Source organism: Saccharothrix stipae (assembly GCF_054781895.1).
The window spans coordinates 295,195-310,242 of record NZ_BAAGTN010000007.1; the positions used below are offsets into that span (position 1 = coordinate 295,195).

The 15,048-nt window shown below is 72.0% G+C and carries 15 protein-coding genes; 6 read left to right on the top strand and 9 right to left on the bottom strand.

Annotated elements, in window-relative coordinates:
* Positions 1 to 12: 12 nt before the first annotated feature.
* Positions 13 to 1,050 carry a sigma-70 family RNA polymerase sigma factor gene (locus ACYVLT_RS14085; RefSeq protein WP_461120614.1) on the bottom strand — a complete coding sequence of 346 codons (1,038 nt, stop codon included), beginning with the start codon at positions 1,048 to 1,050 and terminating at the stop codon, positions 13 to 15.
* 76 nt (positions 1,051 to 1,126) lie between these two features.
* On the opposite strand from ACYVLT_RS14085, the gene ACYVLT_RS14090 reads away from it, so the two are divergent.
* Positions 1,127 to 1,948 carry an alpha/beta fold hydrolase gene (locus ACYVLT_RS14090; protein WP_461120615.1) on the top strand — a complete coding sequence of 274 codons (822 nt, stop codon included), beginning with the start codon at positions 1,127 to 1,129 and terminating at the stop codon, positions 1,946 to 1,948.
* 242 nt (positions 1,949 to 2,190) lie between these two features.
* Here ACYVLT_RS14090 and ACYVLT_RS14095 read toward each other — a convergent pair whose 3' ends face one another.
* The 5 genes from ACYVLT_RS14095 to ACYVLT_RS14115 form a co-directional block, all read right to left on the bottom strand.
* A complete protein-coding gene (locus ACYVLT_RS14095) occupies positions 2,191 to 3,393 on the bottom strand; it encodes an MFS transporter (RefSeq protein ID WP_461120616.1) in 1,203 nt (400 codons plus the stop codon).
* A gap of 147 nt (positions 3,394 to 3,540) precedes the next feature.
* Positions 3,541 to 3,939 carry a pyridoxamine 5'-phosphate oxidase family protein gene (locus tag ACYVLT_RS14100; protein ID WP_461120617.1) on the bottom strand — a complete coding sequence of 133 codons (399 nt, stop codon included), beginning with the start codon at positions 3,937 to 3,939 and terminating at the stop codon, positions 3,541 to 3,543.
* Positions 3,940 to 3,974: 35 nt separating this feature from the next.
* Positions 3,975 to 5,402 (bottom strand): MFS transporter, encoded by a 1,428-nt coding sequence (locus ACYVLT_RS14105; RefSeq protein WP_461120618.1) that lies wholly within the window; start codon positions 5,400 to 5,402, stop codon positions 3,975 to 3,977.
* Positions 5,403 to 5,475: 73 nt separating this feature from the next.
* Complete coding sequence (locus ACYVLT_RS14110; RefSeq protein ID WP_461120619.1) at positions 5,476 to 5,964, bottom strand: MarR family winged helix-turn-helix transcriptional regulator; 489 nt, start codon at positions 5,962 to 5,964, stop codon at positions 5,476 to 5,478.
* A gap of 47 nt (positions 5,965 to 6,011) precedes the next feature.
* On the bottom strand, positions 6,012 to 7,352 hold the full coding sequence (locus tag ACYVLT_RS14115; RefSeq protein WP_461120620.1) for a glycoside hydrolase family 6 protein: 1,341 nt from the start codon (positions 7,350 to 7,352) through the stop codon (positions 6,012 to 6,014).
* A 173-nt stretch (positions 7,353 to 7,525) separates the two neighbouring features.
* Between ACYVLT_RS14115 and ACYVLT_RS14120 the strand changes: the two genes are divergently transcribed.
* The 3 genes from ACYVLT_RS14120 to ACYVLT_RS14130 are packed head-to-tail and all read left to right on the top strand — an operon-like array spanning position 7,526 to position 10,567.
* On the top strand, positions 7,526 to 8,923 hold the full coding sequence (locus tag ACYVLT_RS14120) for a serine hydrolase domain-containing protein (protein WP_461120621.1): 1,398 nt from the start codon (positions 7,526 to 7,528) through the stop codon (positions 8,921 to 8,923).
* 22 nt (positions 8,924 to 8,945) lie between these two features.
* A complete protein-coding gene (locus tag ACYVLT_RS14125) occupies positions 8,946 to 9,917 on the top strand; it encodes a sensor histidine kinase (RefSeq protein WP_461120622.1) in 972 nt (323 codons plus the stop codon).
* The gene (locus ACYVLT_RS14130) at positions 9,914 to 10,567 is read left to right on the top strand and encodes a response regulator (RefSeq protein WP_461120623.1); all 654 of its coding nucleotides are present in this window, start codon (positions 9,914 to 9,916) and stop codon (positions 10,565 to 10,567) included. The genes ACYVLT_RS14125 and ACYVLT_RS14130 overlap by 4 nt, the downstream gene beginning before the upstream one ends.
* Here the strand turns inward: ACYVLT_RS14130 and ACYVLT_RS14135 are convergent.
* Positions 10,540 to 11,223: a MerR family transcriptional regulator gene (locus tag ACYVLT_RS14135; protein ID WP_461120624.1), complete on the bottom strand. Its 684-nt coding sequence runs from the start codon at positions 11,221 to 11,223 to the stop codon at positions 10,540 to 10,542. The two genes, ACYVLT_RS14130 and ACYVLT_RS14135, sit on opposite strands and share 28 nt — an antisense overlap.
* Before the next feature lie 131 nt (positions 11,224 to 11,354).
* On the opposite strand from ACYVLT_RS14135, the gene ACYVLT_RS14140 reads away from it, so the two are divergent.
* Both ACYVLT_RS14140 and ACYVLT_RS14145 read left to right on the top strand, forming a co-directional pair.
* Positions 11,355 to 12,239, top strand: coding sequence for an ABC transporter ATP-binding protein (locus tag ACYVLT_RS14140; protein WP_461120625.1), 885 nt, complete (start codon positions 11,355 to 11,357; stop codon positions 12,237 to 12,239).
* Positions 12,236 to 13,087 carry an ABC transporter permease gene (locus ACYVLT_RS14145; protein ID WP_461120626.1) on the top strand — a complete coding sequence of 284 codons (852 nt, stop codon included), beginning with the start codon at positions 12,236 to 12,238 and terminating at the stop codon, positions 13,085 to 13,087. Before ACYVLT_RS14140 ends, ACYVLT_RS14145 begins: the two co-directional genes overlap by 4 nt.
* Positions 13,088 to 13,134: 47 nt before the next feature.
* On the opposite strand, the gene ACYVLT_RS14150 is transcribed toward ACYVLT_RS14145, so the two are convergent.
* Both ACYVLT_RS14150 and ACYVLT_RS14155 read right to left on the bottom strand, forming a co-directional pair.
* Entirely contained in the window at positions 13,135 to 14,067 is a 933-nt protein-coding gene (locus ACYVLT_RS14150; protein WP_461120627.1) for a hypothetical protein, read from the bottom strand.
* Positions 14,068 to 14,396: 329 nt separating this feature from the next.
* Positions 14,397 to 15,032, bottom strand: coding sequence for a hypothetical protein (locus ACYVLT_RS14155; protein WP_461120628.1), 636 nt, complete (start codon positions 15,030 to 15,032; stop codon positions 14,397 to 14,399).
* Positions 15,033 to 15,048: the final 16 nt, after the last annotated feature.

The following is a 15,048-nucleotide window of genomic DNA, read 5'->3' on the forward strand; positions in this document are numbered from 1 at the left end:
TCACCGTCACCGTCACGGGAGGGAGGCGGGCAGCCCGAACGCCGGGAAGTGCCCGGCCCCCACGAACGAGGTGACCTCGCAGATCAGGTCGTCACGCAGGGTCAGCACGTTGATCGCCCACGCCAGGTGCGCGCCCGCGGCGTCGTCCCACAGGTAGCAGGCGACGGCGGGCTGGCCGTTCGCGCCGGTCTCGACGTGCCGCCACGGCGGGCAGCCGGTCAGCGGCACCCGCACGGCGAAGTCGGTGACCGCCTCGATGCCCCGGTACCAGTGCGGCAGCGGCGGCATCGACCAGGTGACGTCCTCGGTCAGCAGCGCGACCAGAATGTCGGCGTCACCGCGTTCCAGCGCGCCCGAGAAGTCGGCCACGACCTGCCGCAGGCGGGCGTCGTCGATCAGGCGCAACGTCTGCTGCTGCGTGCGCGAGGGCACCTTCTCCGCGACGACCCGTCGGGCCCGGGCCAGCGCGGAGTTCACCGACGTGGTCGAGGTGTTCATCATCGCGGCGATCTCGGCCGCCGAGAAGCCGAGCACCTCGAACAGCAGCAGCGCCGCCCGCTGGTTGCCCGGCAGGTGTTGCAGAGCGGCGACGAACGCCAGCTCGACGGCCTCGCGCTGCGCGTAACGCCCGTGCGGTCCGCCGTCGCCGAGGCCTGCGTCGGGGTACGGCCCGAGCCAGGCCACGTCGGTCGACGGCACGTCGCCGATCACCGCGCGCTCGCTGGACGGCCCCAGGTCGACCGGGAGGGCGCGCCGACCCCGGCTCGCCGCGGTGTCCAGGCACGTGCGCGTGGCCACCGCGTACAGCCACGAGCGCAGCGAGCCGCGTCCTTCGAAGCGGCCGAGCCCGCGCCACGCGCGCAACAGGGCGTCCTGGAGGGCGTCGTCGGCGTCGTGCGTGGAGCCGAGCATGCGGTAGCAGTGGGCGTGCAGCTCCCGGCGCAGCGGTTCGACCAGGCGGGTGAACGCGGCGCCGTCACCCTCGCGTGCCCGGTCCAGGTCGGGGTCGTCGACCGCCGCCGCGGAACTCGTCGGGGAAACTTCGCTCACGAACGACGATTCTGCCCCACCCCGGGAGTCACTACCGGCGAACGAGCACTTCAGAGGACCTCCGGGAGGAACCGCCATGACCCAGACCGCCACCGTCGACACCCTCCGCGTGCCCGACGCGCTGTTGCACTACGAGGTGCGCGGCCGGGGACCGCTGGTGGTGCTGGTCGCCGCGCCGATGGACGCCAGGTCGTTCGAGCCGCTGGCCGACCTGCTCGCCGCGGACCACACCGTGCTGACCACCGACCCGCGCGGCATCAACCGCAGCAAGGTCGACGACCCGGACCGGGACGCGACCCCGGAGCTGCGCGCCGACGACATCGCCCGGCTGGTCGAGCACCTCGACGCGGGCCCGGCCGCGGTCCTCGGCTCCAGCGGCGGCGCGGTCAGCGTGCTGGCGCTCGTGCAGGCCCGGCCGGACCTGGTGCACACCGCGATCCCGCACGAGCCGCCGCTGGACCAGCTGGTCCCCGACCGGGAGGACCTGCTGCGGCGGACCGACGAGATGATCACCACCTACCGCGCCGGTGATTCCGTCGGCGCGTGGCGGCAGTTCATGGCCATCGCGAACATCCAGATGCCCGACGAGGTGGTCGAGCACGTGTTCGGCGGCGAGCGCGACCCGCAGGACCTGGCCGACGAGCGCTACCAGTACGAGCACATGCTGCGGCCGACGGTCCACTGGGTGCCCGACTTCGACGCGCTGCGCTCGGCGTCGACCCGGATCGTGGTCGGCATCGGCGAGGACTCGGTCGGCGAGCTGTGCGAGCGGACGTCGACGGCGCTGGCGGCCGGGCTCGGCCTGGCACCGACCAGGTTCCCCGGCGGCCACATCGGCTTCGCCGACACCCCGGACCGCTTCGCCACCCGACTGCGCGAGGTGCTCAACCAGTCCTGACCGCCGCGGCGGCGGACGACGCTGGTCAACGCCGTCCGCCGCCACGCCCATACCCGCGTCCAGATGCGACGCTGGGCGACATTGCGCTGATCGTGGCCGCCGACCGGGTGCAGGCTGCGGTCAGGTTGGCGTCCGAGGTGATTGGCCTCGCCGACGAGGCGGCGGAAGCGGCCAGGGTGGTGGCGGCTTTGGCGGCACGGGTGGCAAACGGGGAAGTGGCACCAGGCGTGACGGGTGTCGCGTCAGGTGCGTACGCGGTGGCGGTCGACGGTGACCGATAGGGCGGCCACCGCCAGTCCGGCCAGGCTCAACCCGACGCCGACCCACGCGGTGGAGGTGTAGCCCCAGCCGGCGCCGATGGCGAGACCGCCGAGCCACGCGCCCGCGCCGTTGGCGATGTTCAACGCCGAGTGGTTGGACGACGACGCCAGCGACGGCGCGTCGGGGGAGGCGTCCATCAGCCGCACCTGCAACGCCGATGCCAACACCTGCGACACCAGCCCGATGAGGAACACCGTGCCGAACGCCATCACCGGCGAGGTGGCGGTCAGCGCGAACACGACCAGCACGACCGTCACCGCGATCAGCGAGCCGAACACCGTGCCCATGACCGAGCGGTCCACGAACCGGCCGCCGACCGTGGCGCCGAGAGTCATGCCGAGACCGAACACCGCCAACACCCACGGCACCGCGGACGCGGACAGCGCGGTGACCTCGGTGGTGATCGGCGAGATGTAGGAGTAGACGGCGAACATGCCGCCGAACCCGATCATGCCGGTGAGCAGCGCGAACCACACCTGCGGACGGCGGAACGCGCTGAGCTCGGCGCCCACGCTCGCGTCGCGTGCGGCAGGAACGCGGGGCAGCCACCTGGCCACGGCCAGCGCCGTCACCAGCGCGATCACGGTCACCGCGAGGTAGGCGACGCGCCACCCGATCTGCTGACCGGCGGCGGTGGCGACCGGCACGCCGACCAGGTTGGCCAGCGTCAGGCCGACCATGATCCGGGCGACCGCCGTGCCGCGCCGCTCCGGTGGCACGAGCGTGGTGGCGACCACGGCGGCGATGCCGAAGAACGCGCCGTGCGGCAGGCCGGCCACGAACCGCGCCGTCATCAGCAGGCCGGTGTTCGGCGCGATGGCGGACAGGCCGTTACCGAGCGCCAGCGCGATCGTCAGGCCGATCAGCAGGCCCTTGCGCGGCAGCTTCGCGGCCAGCCCGGCGATGAGCGGCGCCCCGACCACCACGCCGAGCGCGTAGAGGCTGATCGCGTGGCCCGCGGTAGGGATCGAGATGTCGAACGTGGCCGCCATCTGCGGCAACAGGCCCATGGTGGCGAACTCGGTCGTCCCGATGCCGAACCCGCCGAGCGCGAGCGCGGCCATCGCGGCCCCGCCGTTCTTGCCCCGCGGACGGGTCGCGGTGGACTCGACCGTCGCCGTCATGCGTCGCTCCTGTCATCTGTCCCGAGTCGACAGTGACCGCGCGACTGGTTTGCTTAGCTACTGAAACGATTTTAACGGTCCCGCCGCGCGCGTCGGCGCCCGTGCCGCGTGCTGCTGCTCACACGGGGCGGGCGCCGACGCGGCCGGTCAATCCCGCGGTTCGCCCTCCGGGATGTCCAGCGCGGTGCCGTAGAGGCGGGTCGCCGGGAACGTGATGGTCAGGCGGCGGTCCGGCTCGCCGTTCCCGCCCTTGTCCTCCACCAGTTCCGCGTCACCCTCCACCGCGGCGAACGACCACACGTCCGGCCCGCTGACGTGCAGCGCGACCCTCGGGTTGGCCCGGATCTGGCGTGCCTTGAGGCGGTCGGCCGTGGTCGAGACGCGGATGACCCGTTCCTTCGCGTCCCACTGGTACAGCACGGTGGACAGGTGGGGGTGGCCGCTGCGCTTCACCGTGGCCAGCACGCCGAACTGCTGCTTGCCGAGCAGGTCCACCAGCTCGTCGTCGGTCAGGGTGCGGGGCGCGGGGCCGGCGTTGACGGTCATGTCGATCTCCTTCGGGGGATGAGAACGGGGGAGGGTCAGGCAGTGGGGCGCTTGCGCAGCACGATCAGCGTGACCGCGAACGCGGCGGCGAGCAGGCTCGCGGCGACGGTGAAGGCGACGTGGTAACCGGCGGTGAGCGCGGCCGGCTCGGCGACCCCCGATGCCAGCTCCCCCTCGGTCCGCGCGGCCGCCAAGGTGGACAGCACGGCCACGCCCACGGCCATGCCGACCTGCTGGGTCGTGTTGAACAGCCCGGACACCAGGCCCGCGTCGTCCGGCTTCGCGTCGGACATGCCCAGCGAGGCCAGGGCGGGCAGCACCAGCCCGCCACCGGCGATCAGCAGCATGACCGGCAGCAGGTCGGTGACGTAGTCGGCGTCCACCGGGACCGCGGTCAGCTTCACCATCGCGCCCGCCAGCAGCACCAACCCGACCAGCAGCACCGCGCGCTCGCCGAACCGGGTGTTCAGCCGCGCCGAGACGAACAGCGACACGCCGCCGATGGCGACCGCGGCCGGGAGCATCGCCAGCCCGGTGGCCAGCGCGCCGTAGGCCAGCACCTTCTGCATGAACAGCGCGACGATGACCTGGAACGCGAACATCGCCGACAACGTGAGGACCTGCACCAGGTTCGCTCCGACGACGTTGCGGGAGCGCAGGATCCGCAGCGGCATCAACGGTGTCCGCGCCTTCGCCTGCCGAACGGTGAACGCTGCCAGCAACGCGGCCGACACGGCGCCGAGGCCGAGCGTGTGCGCCGCCGTCCAGCCGTACTGCTCGACCTTGACCACGGTGTAGATGCCGAGCATCAAACCGCTGGTCACGAGCGCCGCGCCGAGCACGTCGGCACCCGCGGACAGGCCGGCGCCCCGGTCGGTCGGCAGCACCCGGATCGCCAGCAGCACGGTGGCCACGCCGATCGGCAGGTTGATGAAGAAGATCCAGTGCCAGCTCAGCGCGTCGGTGAGCACGCCGCCCAGCACCTGGCCGATGGACGCGCCGGCCGCGCCGGTGAAGCTGAAGACGCCGATCGCCTTGGCGCGTTCCGCGGGCTCCGTGAACAGCGTCACCAGGATGCCGAGCACGACCGCCGACGCCATCGCGCTGCCCGCGCCCTGGAGGAACCGGGCGGCGATCAGCAGTCCGGGTGTGGACGCGGCGCCCGCCAGCAGCGACGCGGCGGTGAACACGGCGGTCCCGGCCAGGAACATCGTCTTGCGGCCGATCAGGTCGCCGAGCCGCCCGGCCAGCAGCAGCAGGCCGCCGAACGCGATCAGGTAGGCGTTGACCGTCCAGCTCAGGCCTGCGTCGGAAAAGCCGAGGTCACGCTGGATGGCGGGCATTGCGACGGTCACGATGCTGCCGTCGAGGATGGTCATGAGCATCGCGGCGGACAGCACGACCAGCGCGGACCAGCGGTTCGCACGGGGCGTTTCGAGCGGTGTGTCGAGCGAGGGCGACATCGGTCTCTCCTGTTCGGGTGGTGACAGGAGGAACCGTAGCGGATAGTTCCGTTGCAGACAATCTCTTGCGGACTTACCTCGTGCTCTCGCGGGCCCGACGAGCCGTCTGCGGTGCCGTGATCGGGGTGGCCAGATGGCCACTGACCAGCAGGTTCAGTGCGTGCAGGAGGGCCTCTCGATCTTTTTGGGGCAGCGAGTCCAAGGCGGCCCGGTGCACGCCGTCGACGATCGCCTGGCTCTGCGCGGCCAGCTCGGCGCCCTTCTCGGTGACCGCGATGATCCGGGCCCGCCGGTCCGTGCTGGACGGCCGGCGCTCGGCGAGGCCGGCCTTCTCCAGCGCGTCGACGGTGACGACCATCGTGGTCTTGTCCATGTCGCCGAGTTCGGCCAGCTGGATCTGCGTGCGCTCCTCTTGGAGGGCGTGCACGAGCACGCAGTGCATGCGCGCGGTCAGGCCGATCTCGGCCAGTGCCGCGGCCATCCGGGTGCGCAGCACGTGGCCGGTGTGGTCCAGGAGGAACGACAGGTCGGACTCGGTGCGGGCTGGGGCCATGGCGGACATGGCCCCAGTCTAGCTACCGGGACAACACTGGATTATCCGCAAGAAATCTAGTTGACGGGCGGGTGGGCGTTGCGCAGCAGTTCCTGGAACTGCGCCGAGTGCCAGTGGCCGGCCGGCGGCGCGTTGCGCCACGCGCCGGTCGGGTCCGGGCTGGCATCCGGGCGGCCCTGGTAGTCCGGGTCGCACATCCGGTTGTGGTTCTGGTCGCCGATCGGCAGCGGGAGGCTCGCGCCGTCCGACTCGCCCGGCGGCTTCATCCACACGTACGCGTCGACGTTCGGCCGCGGCGCGGCGACGGGCCGTTCGCCCAGGCCGGTGCCGGTCTGGTTGCACCAGTTGTCGATCCGCAGCCTGCGGTCGACCCGGCTGGTCTCGACGTAGGTCTCCACGTTCGACTCCCACCCGGGCCCGGTCGGCCGGTTCGGGCCGCCCCACCCGTTGCGCGAGGTGTCGACCAGCACGCCGACGCGCGGGTCGAAGCCCGCTGCGAACGCCTCGGCCCGAATGCGGTCCACAAAGGACAGCTCGTCGAGGAACGGGTTCCAGTCCACCCACCTGGTCTGCTGGATGTGCTGCCCGTTGATGACGGTCTTGACGATGAACTCCTCCCGCAGCGCCGAGTAGTTCGCCGTGTTGGCGATGAAGCCGTGCACGGCGCCCAGCGTGCTGCCGCCCGAGCTCGCCGCCTTCACCAGCAGCGCCACCGCCGGCTTGCGGTTGTCGTCCCAGCCGATGTGCCCGTGGTGGCTGATGTCGAGGTAGTTGTAGACGTTGCGGATCGCGCCGAGCTTGGCCAACGCGTACCCGATGGCCTCGGTGTAGGCGCCGGACGCCCTGACCTGCTCGCAGCTCAGGGTGGCCTCGTACCGGGGCTGCACGTGCGTGACCAGGAACGGCAACGAGTTGGGCTCCACGACCGCGACCACCCGCAGCCGCGCGTAGGCGGGCTCGGCCAGGATCCGGGCGATCGGGTCGATGAACTCCTGCTTGTAGCGCGGGAGCTCGCCGAAGGCCAGCTCGCCGTTGGTGGACAGCCAACCGCAGTCGCGGCCGGGCGCGTTCCACAGGACGAGCTGCACCAGGCCGGCGCGTTGGCGCAAAGCCTCGTCCAGGTGGGCGCGCAGGCCCATCCTCCCGTCCGAGCCCTCGATCGACGCGATGTCGTCCAGCCACACGCCGGTGGGTTGGCCGGCGACGGCCGTGCCGCCCGGTTCGGCGGCGGCGCGTGCGGCCCACTCCGGGTTGACGTAGGCGCGGGTGCCCACGTACGGGTTGTCCACGCGCGGCGGCACCCAGTGCGGTGCCGCGTCGGCCGGGGCGGTGACCGCGAGCCCGGCGGCGAACACGACCGCCGTCAGCACGTGGCCGACGCGTATGAGAGACCTCATGAACTGCTACCTCCGGTGATCACAACGGTGTGCAGGAGGCGGTGTGCTGCCACCGTACCGCGCCGGCGAACGCCTGGGTGGAGGTGTGCCGCCGCCACCCCTTACCTTCGTCAGGGGTGGATCCGGTCTGCGGCCTGATGCCCGGGCACGCCACCGGTTCGTAGCTTCACCGCATGAGAACCACCCTGATCGGCGCGGTGATCGTCGCCGCGGCCCTCCTGACCCCGGCCGCCCACGCCGAGCCGGCACCGGCCTCCATCGACGACTACATGGCCGGGGTCGTGCACGACACCGGTCTGCCTGGCGTGTCGATCGTGGTGACCCACGACGACCGCGTGGTGCACGCCGCCGGCTACGGCGAGGACTCCGAGGGCGCGCCGGTCACCGCGGACACGCCGATGCGGATCGCCTCGGTCAGCAAGTCGTTCACCGCCATGGCCGTGATGACGCTGGTGGAGGACGGGCGGATCGGGCTGGACGAGCCGGTGGCCGACCAGCTGCCCGGCGTCACCATGGCCGACCCGAGGTTCACCGGCGTGACGGTCCGGCACCTGCTGAACCAGACGTCGGGCTTCTCCGACACCACGATCGACGTGACGGCGCTGGAATCGGCGACGTCGCTCGCGGAGTACGCCTCCGGCTTGGGCGAGGCGACGCTGGCCGCCGACCCGGGCACGCGCTACGAGTACTGCAACGTGAACTACGACCTGGCCGCCAGGCTGGTGGAGGTGGCGAGCGGCCGGTCGTTCGGCGAATACCTGCGGGAGCGGGTGTTCGCCCCGCTCGGCATGGGGCGCAGCGCGGTGTCGGCCGAGGAGGTCCGGCCCGCCGACGGCTACAACTCGCTGTTCGGCGCCTGGGTGAGCCGTGCCGAGCTGCCCGGGTTCCTCGACTCCAGCGGTGGCGGCGGGGTCATCACCACGGCCGCGGACATGGGCCGGTGGTTGATCAGCCAGACCGGGAACGGCGTGGCGCTGGTGTCGCCCGAAGGGCTGCGCACGATGCACACCTCGTCCACTGTGGACGACTACGCCATGGGCTGGATCCCGCGGGACGGCACGCTGGTGCACCCCGGGAACCTGTTCACCTACTCGGCCGTGCAGGCGGTCGTGCCCGGCACCGGGTACGGGTTCGCCGTGCTGGCCAACAGCGCGGCGCTCCAGGACGACACCTACGACATCCTCCTGGGCCTGATCGCGTTGAGCGAGGGGCGGCAGCCGGAGCCCGTCGGTGGCGCGCGGCAGCTGTTCGAGCTGGTGCTCGGCCTGATCGCGCTGCTCGCCGTGGGGCTCGGCGTGCTGGGCGTGCGGCGGTCGGCCCGGTGGGCACGGCGTCGTGCGGGCTCGCCACCGTGGCGGGTGTGGCCGCGGTTCGTGCCGTTGCTCCTGCCGGCGGCCGTGTTCGCGGCCTACCCGGACCTGGTCTCGGTCCTGATGAACGGGCGGGCCGTCACGTGGGCGCAGCTGACCTACTTCGCCGCGCCGCTGTCGATCACCGTGCTGGTGGTGGCGCTCGCGGGCGTGGCGACCGCGATCGCGCGCCTGCTGCGATTGCGTTCGACGGTCCACTGAGGAGAGACGTAGGGTGCGGGCCATGCGGAACGGGGCGGTGCTCGCGGTCGTCGCGGTCGCGGGACTGGTCAACGGCCTGAGCACGGACGCGATGCCGGCGTGGCGGCAGCTGGCGTACGTGGTGCTGGCGGTCGTGGCCTACCTGCTCGGCCGGCACCTGCCGGTGCGTCGCGGCGGGCTGGTGGTGGGCCTGGTGGCCGCGGCCGGACTGGTCATCACCGCGGTGCGGGTGTGGGAGGGCGTCGGCGCGTTGGCGAGCCTGGGCCTGTCCGTGCTGCTGCCCTGGCTCGCCGGTCGGTTCCGGCGGCAGCAGGCCGAGCTGGTCGAGGCCGGACGGGAGCGGATCGTGCGGTTGGAGCGGGCGCAGGAGTTGGTCGCCGAACGCGCCCGGCTGCTGGAGCGCGCCCGGATCGCGGCCGACATGCACGACTCGCTCGGCCACGAGCTGGCGTTGATCGCGCTGCGCGCCGGCGCGTTGGAGCTGACCGCCGACACCGACTCGACCCGTGCGGCGGCGGCCGGGTTGCGCGCGTCGGCGGTGACCGCCACCGACCGGTTGCGGCACACCGTCGGCGTGCTGCGCCAGGGCGTCGGCGCGCCGGTCGAACCGCCGGACGAGAGCGTGGAGGTGTTGGTGGAACGGGCCGCACGAGCCGGGCTGCCCGTGGTCCTCACCGAGGTCGGCGACACGACACCGCTGTCACCGCTGGTGGACCGCGCGGTGCACCGGGTGGTGCAGGAGTCGCTGACCAACGCCGCCCGCCACGCGCCCGGTGCGCCGGTGACCGTCGAGGTGCGCCGATCGGCCGACGAGGTGCTCGTCACCGTGGTGAACCCGGCCGACCCGGTGCCGCCGGGCGACGGCAGCGGGCTGGCGGGCTTGGCCGAGCGGGTCCGGTTGCTCGGCGGCACGCTGCGGTCGGGCCCGGCGGCCGGGCGGTTCACCGTCGTGGCACGGCTGCCCGTGCGATCCGGTGGGGAGGGACCGGCGTGATCCGCGTGCTGCTGGCCGACGACGAGGCGATGGTCCGCGCCGGGGTGAAGGCGATCCTCGCCACCGACCCGGGCATCGAGGTGGTCGCCGAGGCCGCGGACGGGCACGAGGCGGTCGCGTTGGCGCTTGAGCACCGGCCGGACGTCGTGCTGCTCGACATCCGGATGCCTCGCCTGGACGGCCTGGCCGCCGCCGTCGAGCTGCGCCGGTCCGTACCCGAGGTCGCGGTCCTGATGCTCACGACGTTCGACGAGGACGAGTACGTGGCGCGGGCGTTGGGCGAGGGCGCCAACGGCTTCCTGCTCAAGGCCGCCGACCCGAGGGAACTCCTGATAGGCGTGCGCGCCGTCGCCGAGGGCGCGGCCTACCTCTCGCCGAAGATCGCCCACCGCGTCGTGGCCGACCTGCGCGGCGGGCGCCTCACCAGGCTCGACGACGCGCGCCGGCGGGTCGCCGCGCTCACCGGCCGTGAACGCGACGTGCTGGCGCTGGTGGGGGAGGGCCTGTCGAACCAGGACGTCGCCCGCCGCCTGGGCCTCGTGGAGGGCACGGTGAAGGCGCACGTCAGCGCGATCCTGCACCGGCTTGAGGTGGCCAACCGCGTCCAGGCCGCGATCCTGGCCTACGAGGCCGGGCTGACGACCAGGTAGCCGTGCAGGGCGTTGGCCGCTTCGAGCATCGCCATCGCCCGACGACCGAGGTCCGCCTCCCGTGCGGTGATGGCCGCGCGCAACGCGTCCGCGCCACCCGAGCTGCGGAACTCGTCCATGATCGGCTTGATCGTGGGCAGCGGGTAGCGGCTCTGCCGCAGGGTGGCCACCAACCGGGCGTCGCGGACCTCGGTCGCACCGAAGCGGCGGTGCCCGTCGGTGTCGCGCTTGGGCAGCAGCAGACCGGCCGCCTCCCACACCCGCAACGCGGACGGCCGCACGCCCAGCCGCGCCGCCAACTCACCGACCCGCAACCCCGTGCGCGGCACCGCGTCCGGCGGGTGCACGGCCACCGCCTCCAGCGCCTCGGCCGTCGCCCGCAACGCCAGCCGCTGCCCGTGCGCCGCCGCGTGCTCGGCGTCCACCCGCGCCAACGCCAGGTCCGGCGAACCGTCGTGGATCGAGCGCATGATCGCCTTGGCGGCCTCCCACCCGTACCCCCGCCCCAGCGCCCGGTACGTCGTCAACGCCTGCCGGTGCCGCTCGTCGAACCTCCGGTACCCCGCCGGCGAGCGTTCGGCGGGCGGCAGCACCCCGGCGTCGAGGTAGTTGCGCACCTGCTGGGCCGAGATGCCCGCCGCGCGAGCGAGATCCACCGGGCGAAGCGACACCGTCAACTCCCCTGGGTTCAACGGGAATTTGAAGCTTACCCACCCACTTGACCACACCACCAGGCAGGAAGCTGTCAAAACTCTCAACTAGGAGGTTCAACGATACGGTTGAAGCCATGCAAACCGGCGACAACCAGCGACAACGACCGGTCGTGCAGACGCACGGCCTGCGCATGCGGTACGGCTCCACCGACGTTCTGAAGGGGGTGGACCTGACCGTCGGACCAGGTGAGGTGGTGGCGTTGCTCGGTCCCAACGGCGCGGGCAAGACCACCACCATCGAGATCCTGGAGGGCTTCCGCACGCGGTCCGACGGCGACGTCCGCGTGCTCGGCGTCGACCCGGACAACGCCGACGAGGCGTGGCGGGCCAGGTTGGGCGTGGTGCTGCAATCGTGGCGCGACCACGGCCGCTGGCGGGTGCGCGAGCTGCTGTCGTACCTGAGCCTGTTCTACCTGCCCTACCGCGAGCAGGTGTTCGATCCCGACGAGCTGCTCGGCCTCGTCGGCCTGACCGACCACGCCGACCGGAGGATCGGCGCCCTGTCCGGTGGCCAGCGGCGTCGGCTGGACGTCGCGGTCGGCCTGGTCGGACGGCCGGACCTGCTGTTCCTGGACGAGCCGACGGTCGGTTTCGACCCCGAGGCGCGGCGCGAGTTCCACGAGCTGGTGCGCCGGCTGTCCGGCACCTCGATCCTGCTCACCACCCACGACCTGACCGAGGCCGAGAAACTGGCCGACCGCATCGTGATCCTCGTGTCCGGCCGGGTGGTGGCCGACGGCACGGCGGCGGAACTGGCCGCCCGGATCGCGGGTGAGGCCGAGGTCAGGTACCGGCTCGACGGCGCGGAGCACGTGCGGTCCGTGGCCGACTCCACCGGTTACGTGCGGGAGCTGTTCGCCGAGCACGGCAAGGCGGTGCAGGACCTTGAGGTGCGCAAGGTCGGCCTGGAGGACGTGTACCTGGCCCTCGTGCGCGAGTCCGAGGCGGTGGCCGCGTGAACCCCGGGGTGATGGCCGTGCGCGCCGGCGTGCGACGCGGCCGGATCGAGTTCGGCCAGACCATGACCAACCCAGGCGAGCTGATCGGCTGGCTGTGGCTGCCGGTGGTCGCGCTGGTGGTGATGTACGCGTTCGGCGACGGCGCGGCCCCCGGCCTCGACTTCCCGCTCGGCGCGCGGGCGGTGCCCGGCATCCTCGCGATGAACGTCGTCTTCACCGGCCTGATGGGGTTGGCGCTGGCGCTGACCATGGACCGCGAGGACGGCACGCTGCTGCGGGCCAAGGCGACGCCGAACGGTGTGCTCGCCTACGTCGTGGGCAGGGTGCTGGGCAAGGCGGCGATGACGATCGCCGTGCTGGCGGTGGTCCTGGTGCCCGCGCTGCTGCTGTTCGACGGCCTGGCGACCGGCCGGGTGTCGACCTGGCTGACGGTGACGTGGGTGCTGGTCCTCGGCCTGCTCGCGACCCTGCCGATCGGGGCGATCGTGGGCGCGGTGTTCGGCAACGCCCAGAACCTCGGGTTCGTCACCCTCCTGCTCATGGGCCTGGTGGTGGTGTCGGGCGTGTTCTACCCGATCACCGCGATGCCGGCGTGGTTGCAGTGGGTCGGCCAGGCGTTCCCGTTGTACTGGCTGGGACTGGGCCTGCGGTCGGCCCTGCTGCCGGACAACGCGGCCGTGGCCGAAATCGGCGGCTCGTGGCGCCACCTGGAAACCGTGATCGCGCTCGGCGCATGGGCCGTGGTGGGCTTCACCGTCGCACCACTCCTCCTGCGCCGCATGGCCCAACGCGAGTCGGGCTCCTCCGTCGCCGCCCGCAGGGAACAGGTCGCCCAACGGTTCGACTAACCGAGCCCTCACCGATACGAGCGCCCCCACCCCAAGCAACCCCAAAATCAGCCGAACAACGTCGGCAACTCACCCCGCTGCAACGCCGCGAGCACCCGACCAACCCTGACCTCCGGCGCGTTCGGCGCGAGCACCCGCACCACACCGGTCTGGTCACCGGGCTGCTCGGCCGTCGCACCGGGCAGCACCTCCGACCAGGGCGCGGCTTCCAACTTGGTCCGCACGAGGTCCTTGAGGGCATTGGGATTCTCGTCGGGCACGCACACGACCTCCGTGCTCTCACCCGCCGGGGTCGTGCGCACTCCGGCAGCCACCGGCAACCCGCTCTTGGGCTTGCTGATCACCGCCGCCGACACCTCGCCGAGGCACCGGGCCAGTTCACCGATCATGGGGTCCGCTGCCAACGACTTCTCACCCGGCGGCTCGGTCACCCACGTCAACGCCTCGCCGGTGGGGGAGTGCGCAACCGAGCCCGGCTCCACCCGAACCTGCTGGAACCCGCTCACGATCCCCGCTTCCGCCAACGGACCGTCCGCGTCCACCTCGTTGTCCTCACCAGTGACCCAGGCTCCCGAGCCAACCCGACGACCGCCGAGCCCGGCCAGCTTCGCCTCCACCGCCGCCACGTCGACGTCCATGCGCAACACCGCCGCCCACCTGGGCGCCTGCCCCACCCGCAACGCCGTAGCAGCCCGTGCCGGATCGAACCCGACCAACTCAGGAAGCACCTCAACGTGCCCTGCCACACCTGAATACCCATAGCCGCTCAAGCCCGCGAAGCGCCCGGCGTCCTTGTCCAGCAACCCCCGCACCGCCGCGACATCGCCGTACTCGACCAGCACGGACGACTCGGCAGTGGACCGCGCACCCGCCAGCGCCCCGAGCAACCCGGTCTCCGCCATCGTCCGCGGCACCTCCGCCTCAGCCGCACACCCAACCAACAACACCGCGACCAACGCCACGCTTGAACGTCTGTTCACCAATCGGATGGTAGGGCGACCCGCCGCCGAGCACGCCTGTTTTTCCCAAGGTGACGATCAACCCAGTGAGCAAATAGCCAACCGGCCCACCCACAACGGACCCGGCACACCCCCACCGAGCCCACACCCCCAACCCACCCACAACGGACCCGCCGCCGACCCACCGAGGCTCGATTTGACATGGGTTCGGGTGCCATAGGCTGGACGAAGCCGGGCAGGCTTGGCGGGCGCTTTATCCGCCAGGCCTGCCCGGCTTTGGCCTGCCTGGGGTGCCCGTAAGGGCCCCATGTCAAATCGAGCCGGACCCGACCACTCCACCCCCTGGGATCTCACACCCCTGGGATCTCCACCGCTATCTCGTCCCCCAACCGCGCCCCACCCAACAGGTCCAACTCGTCCCCACTCCAGAACCTCCCCGGGTCGTACCAGTTCGCCCGACGACCACCGGGCAACAAGCCCATCGCCTCGTACGTCACCGCCACCACCTCCGCGCAGTACGCCGTCTCCAGCGTCGCCTCCGCGGTCTTGCGCAAGTTCGGCAGCCGACCGCGCAACCACCTCGTGGCCAACCGCGCCGTCGAGGGGAACGGGGTGCCGTTGAGCCGCGCCACCGTCTGGAGCACCGCGTCGTCCTCTTCACGGGTCGTCGGCCGGTCGAGCTGCCGCAGCCACGCCCGCTGCCCGTACTTGCGCGCCCACACCAGCACGGCCTCGCGCAGGTCGTGCAGCTGCACGCCGCGGTGGTGCGTGCCGGTCCACACGTCCGGCAAGGAGCGCCCCAGCTCGGCGTGCCACATCAACGGCGGCAGGTCTTCGACCGCCACGGTCATCCCCACGTGGTTGACCGGGCTGTTCGTGGTCACGCGGATCGCCCGGTCGGCGACCGAGCTGCCGCGGAACAACCAGACATCACCGGTTCGAGTGAGCTCGACCGCCTCGTCCAGACCGATCTTCGTTCCAGCCATCCCGGTAGCCTAGGCA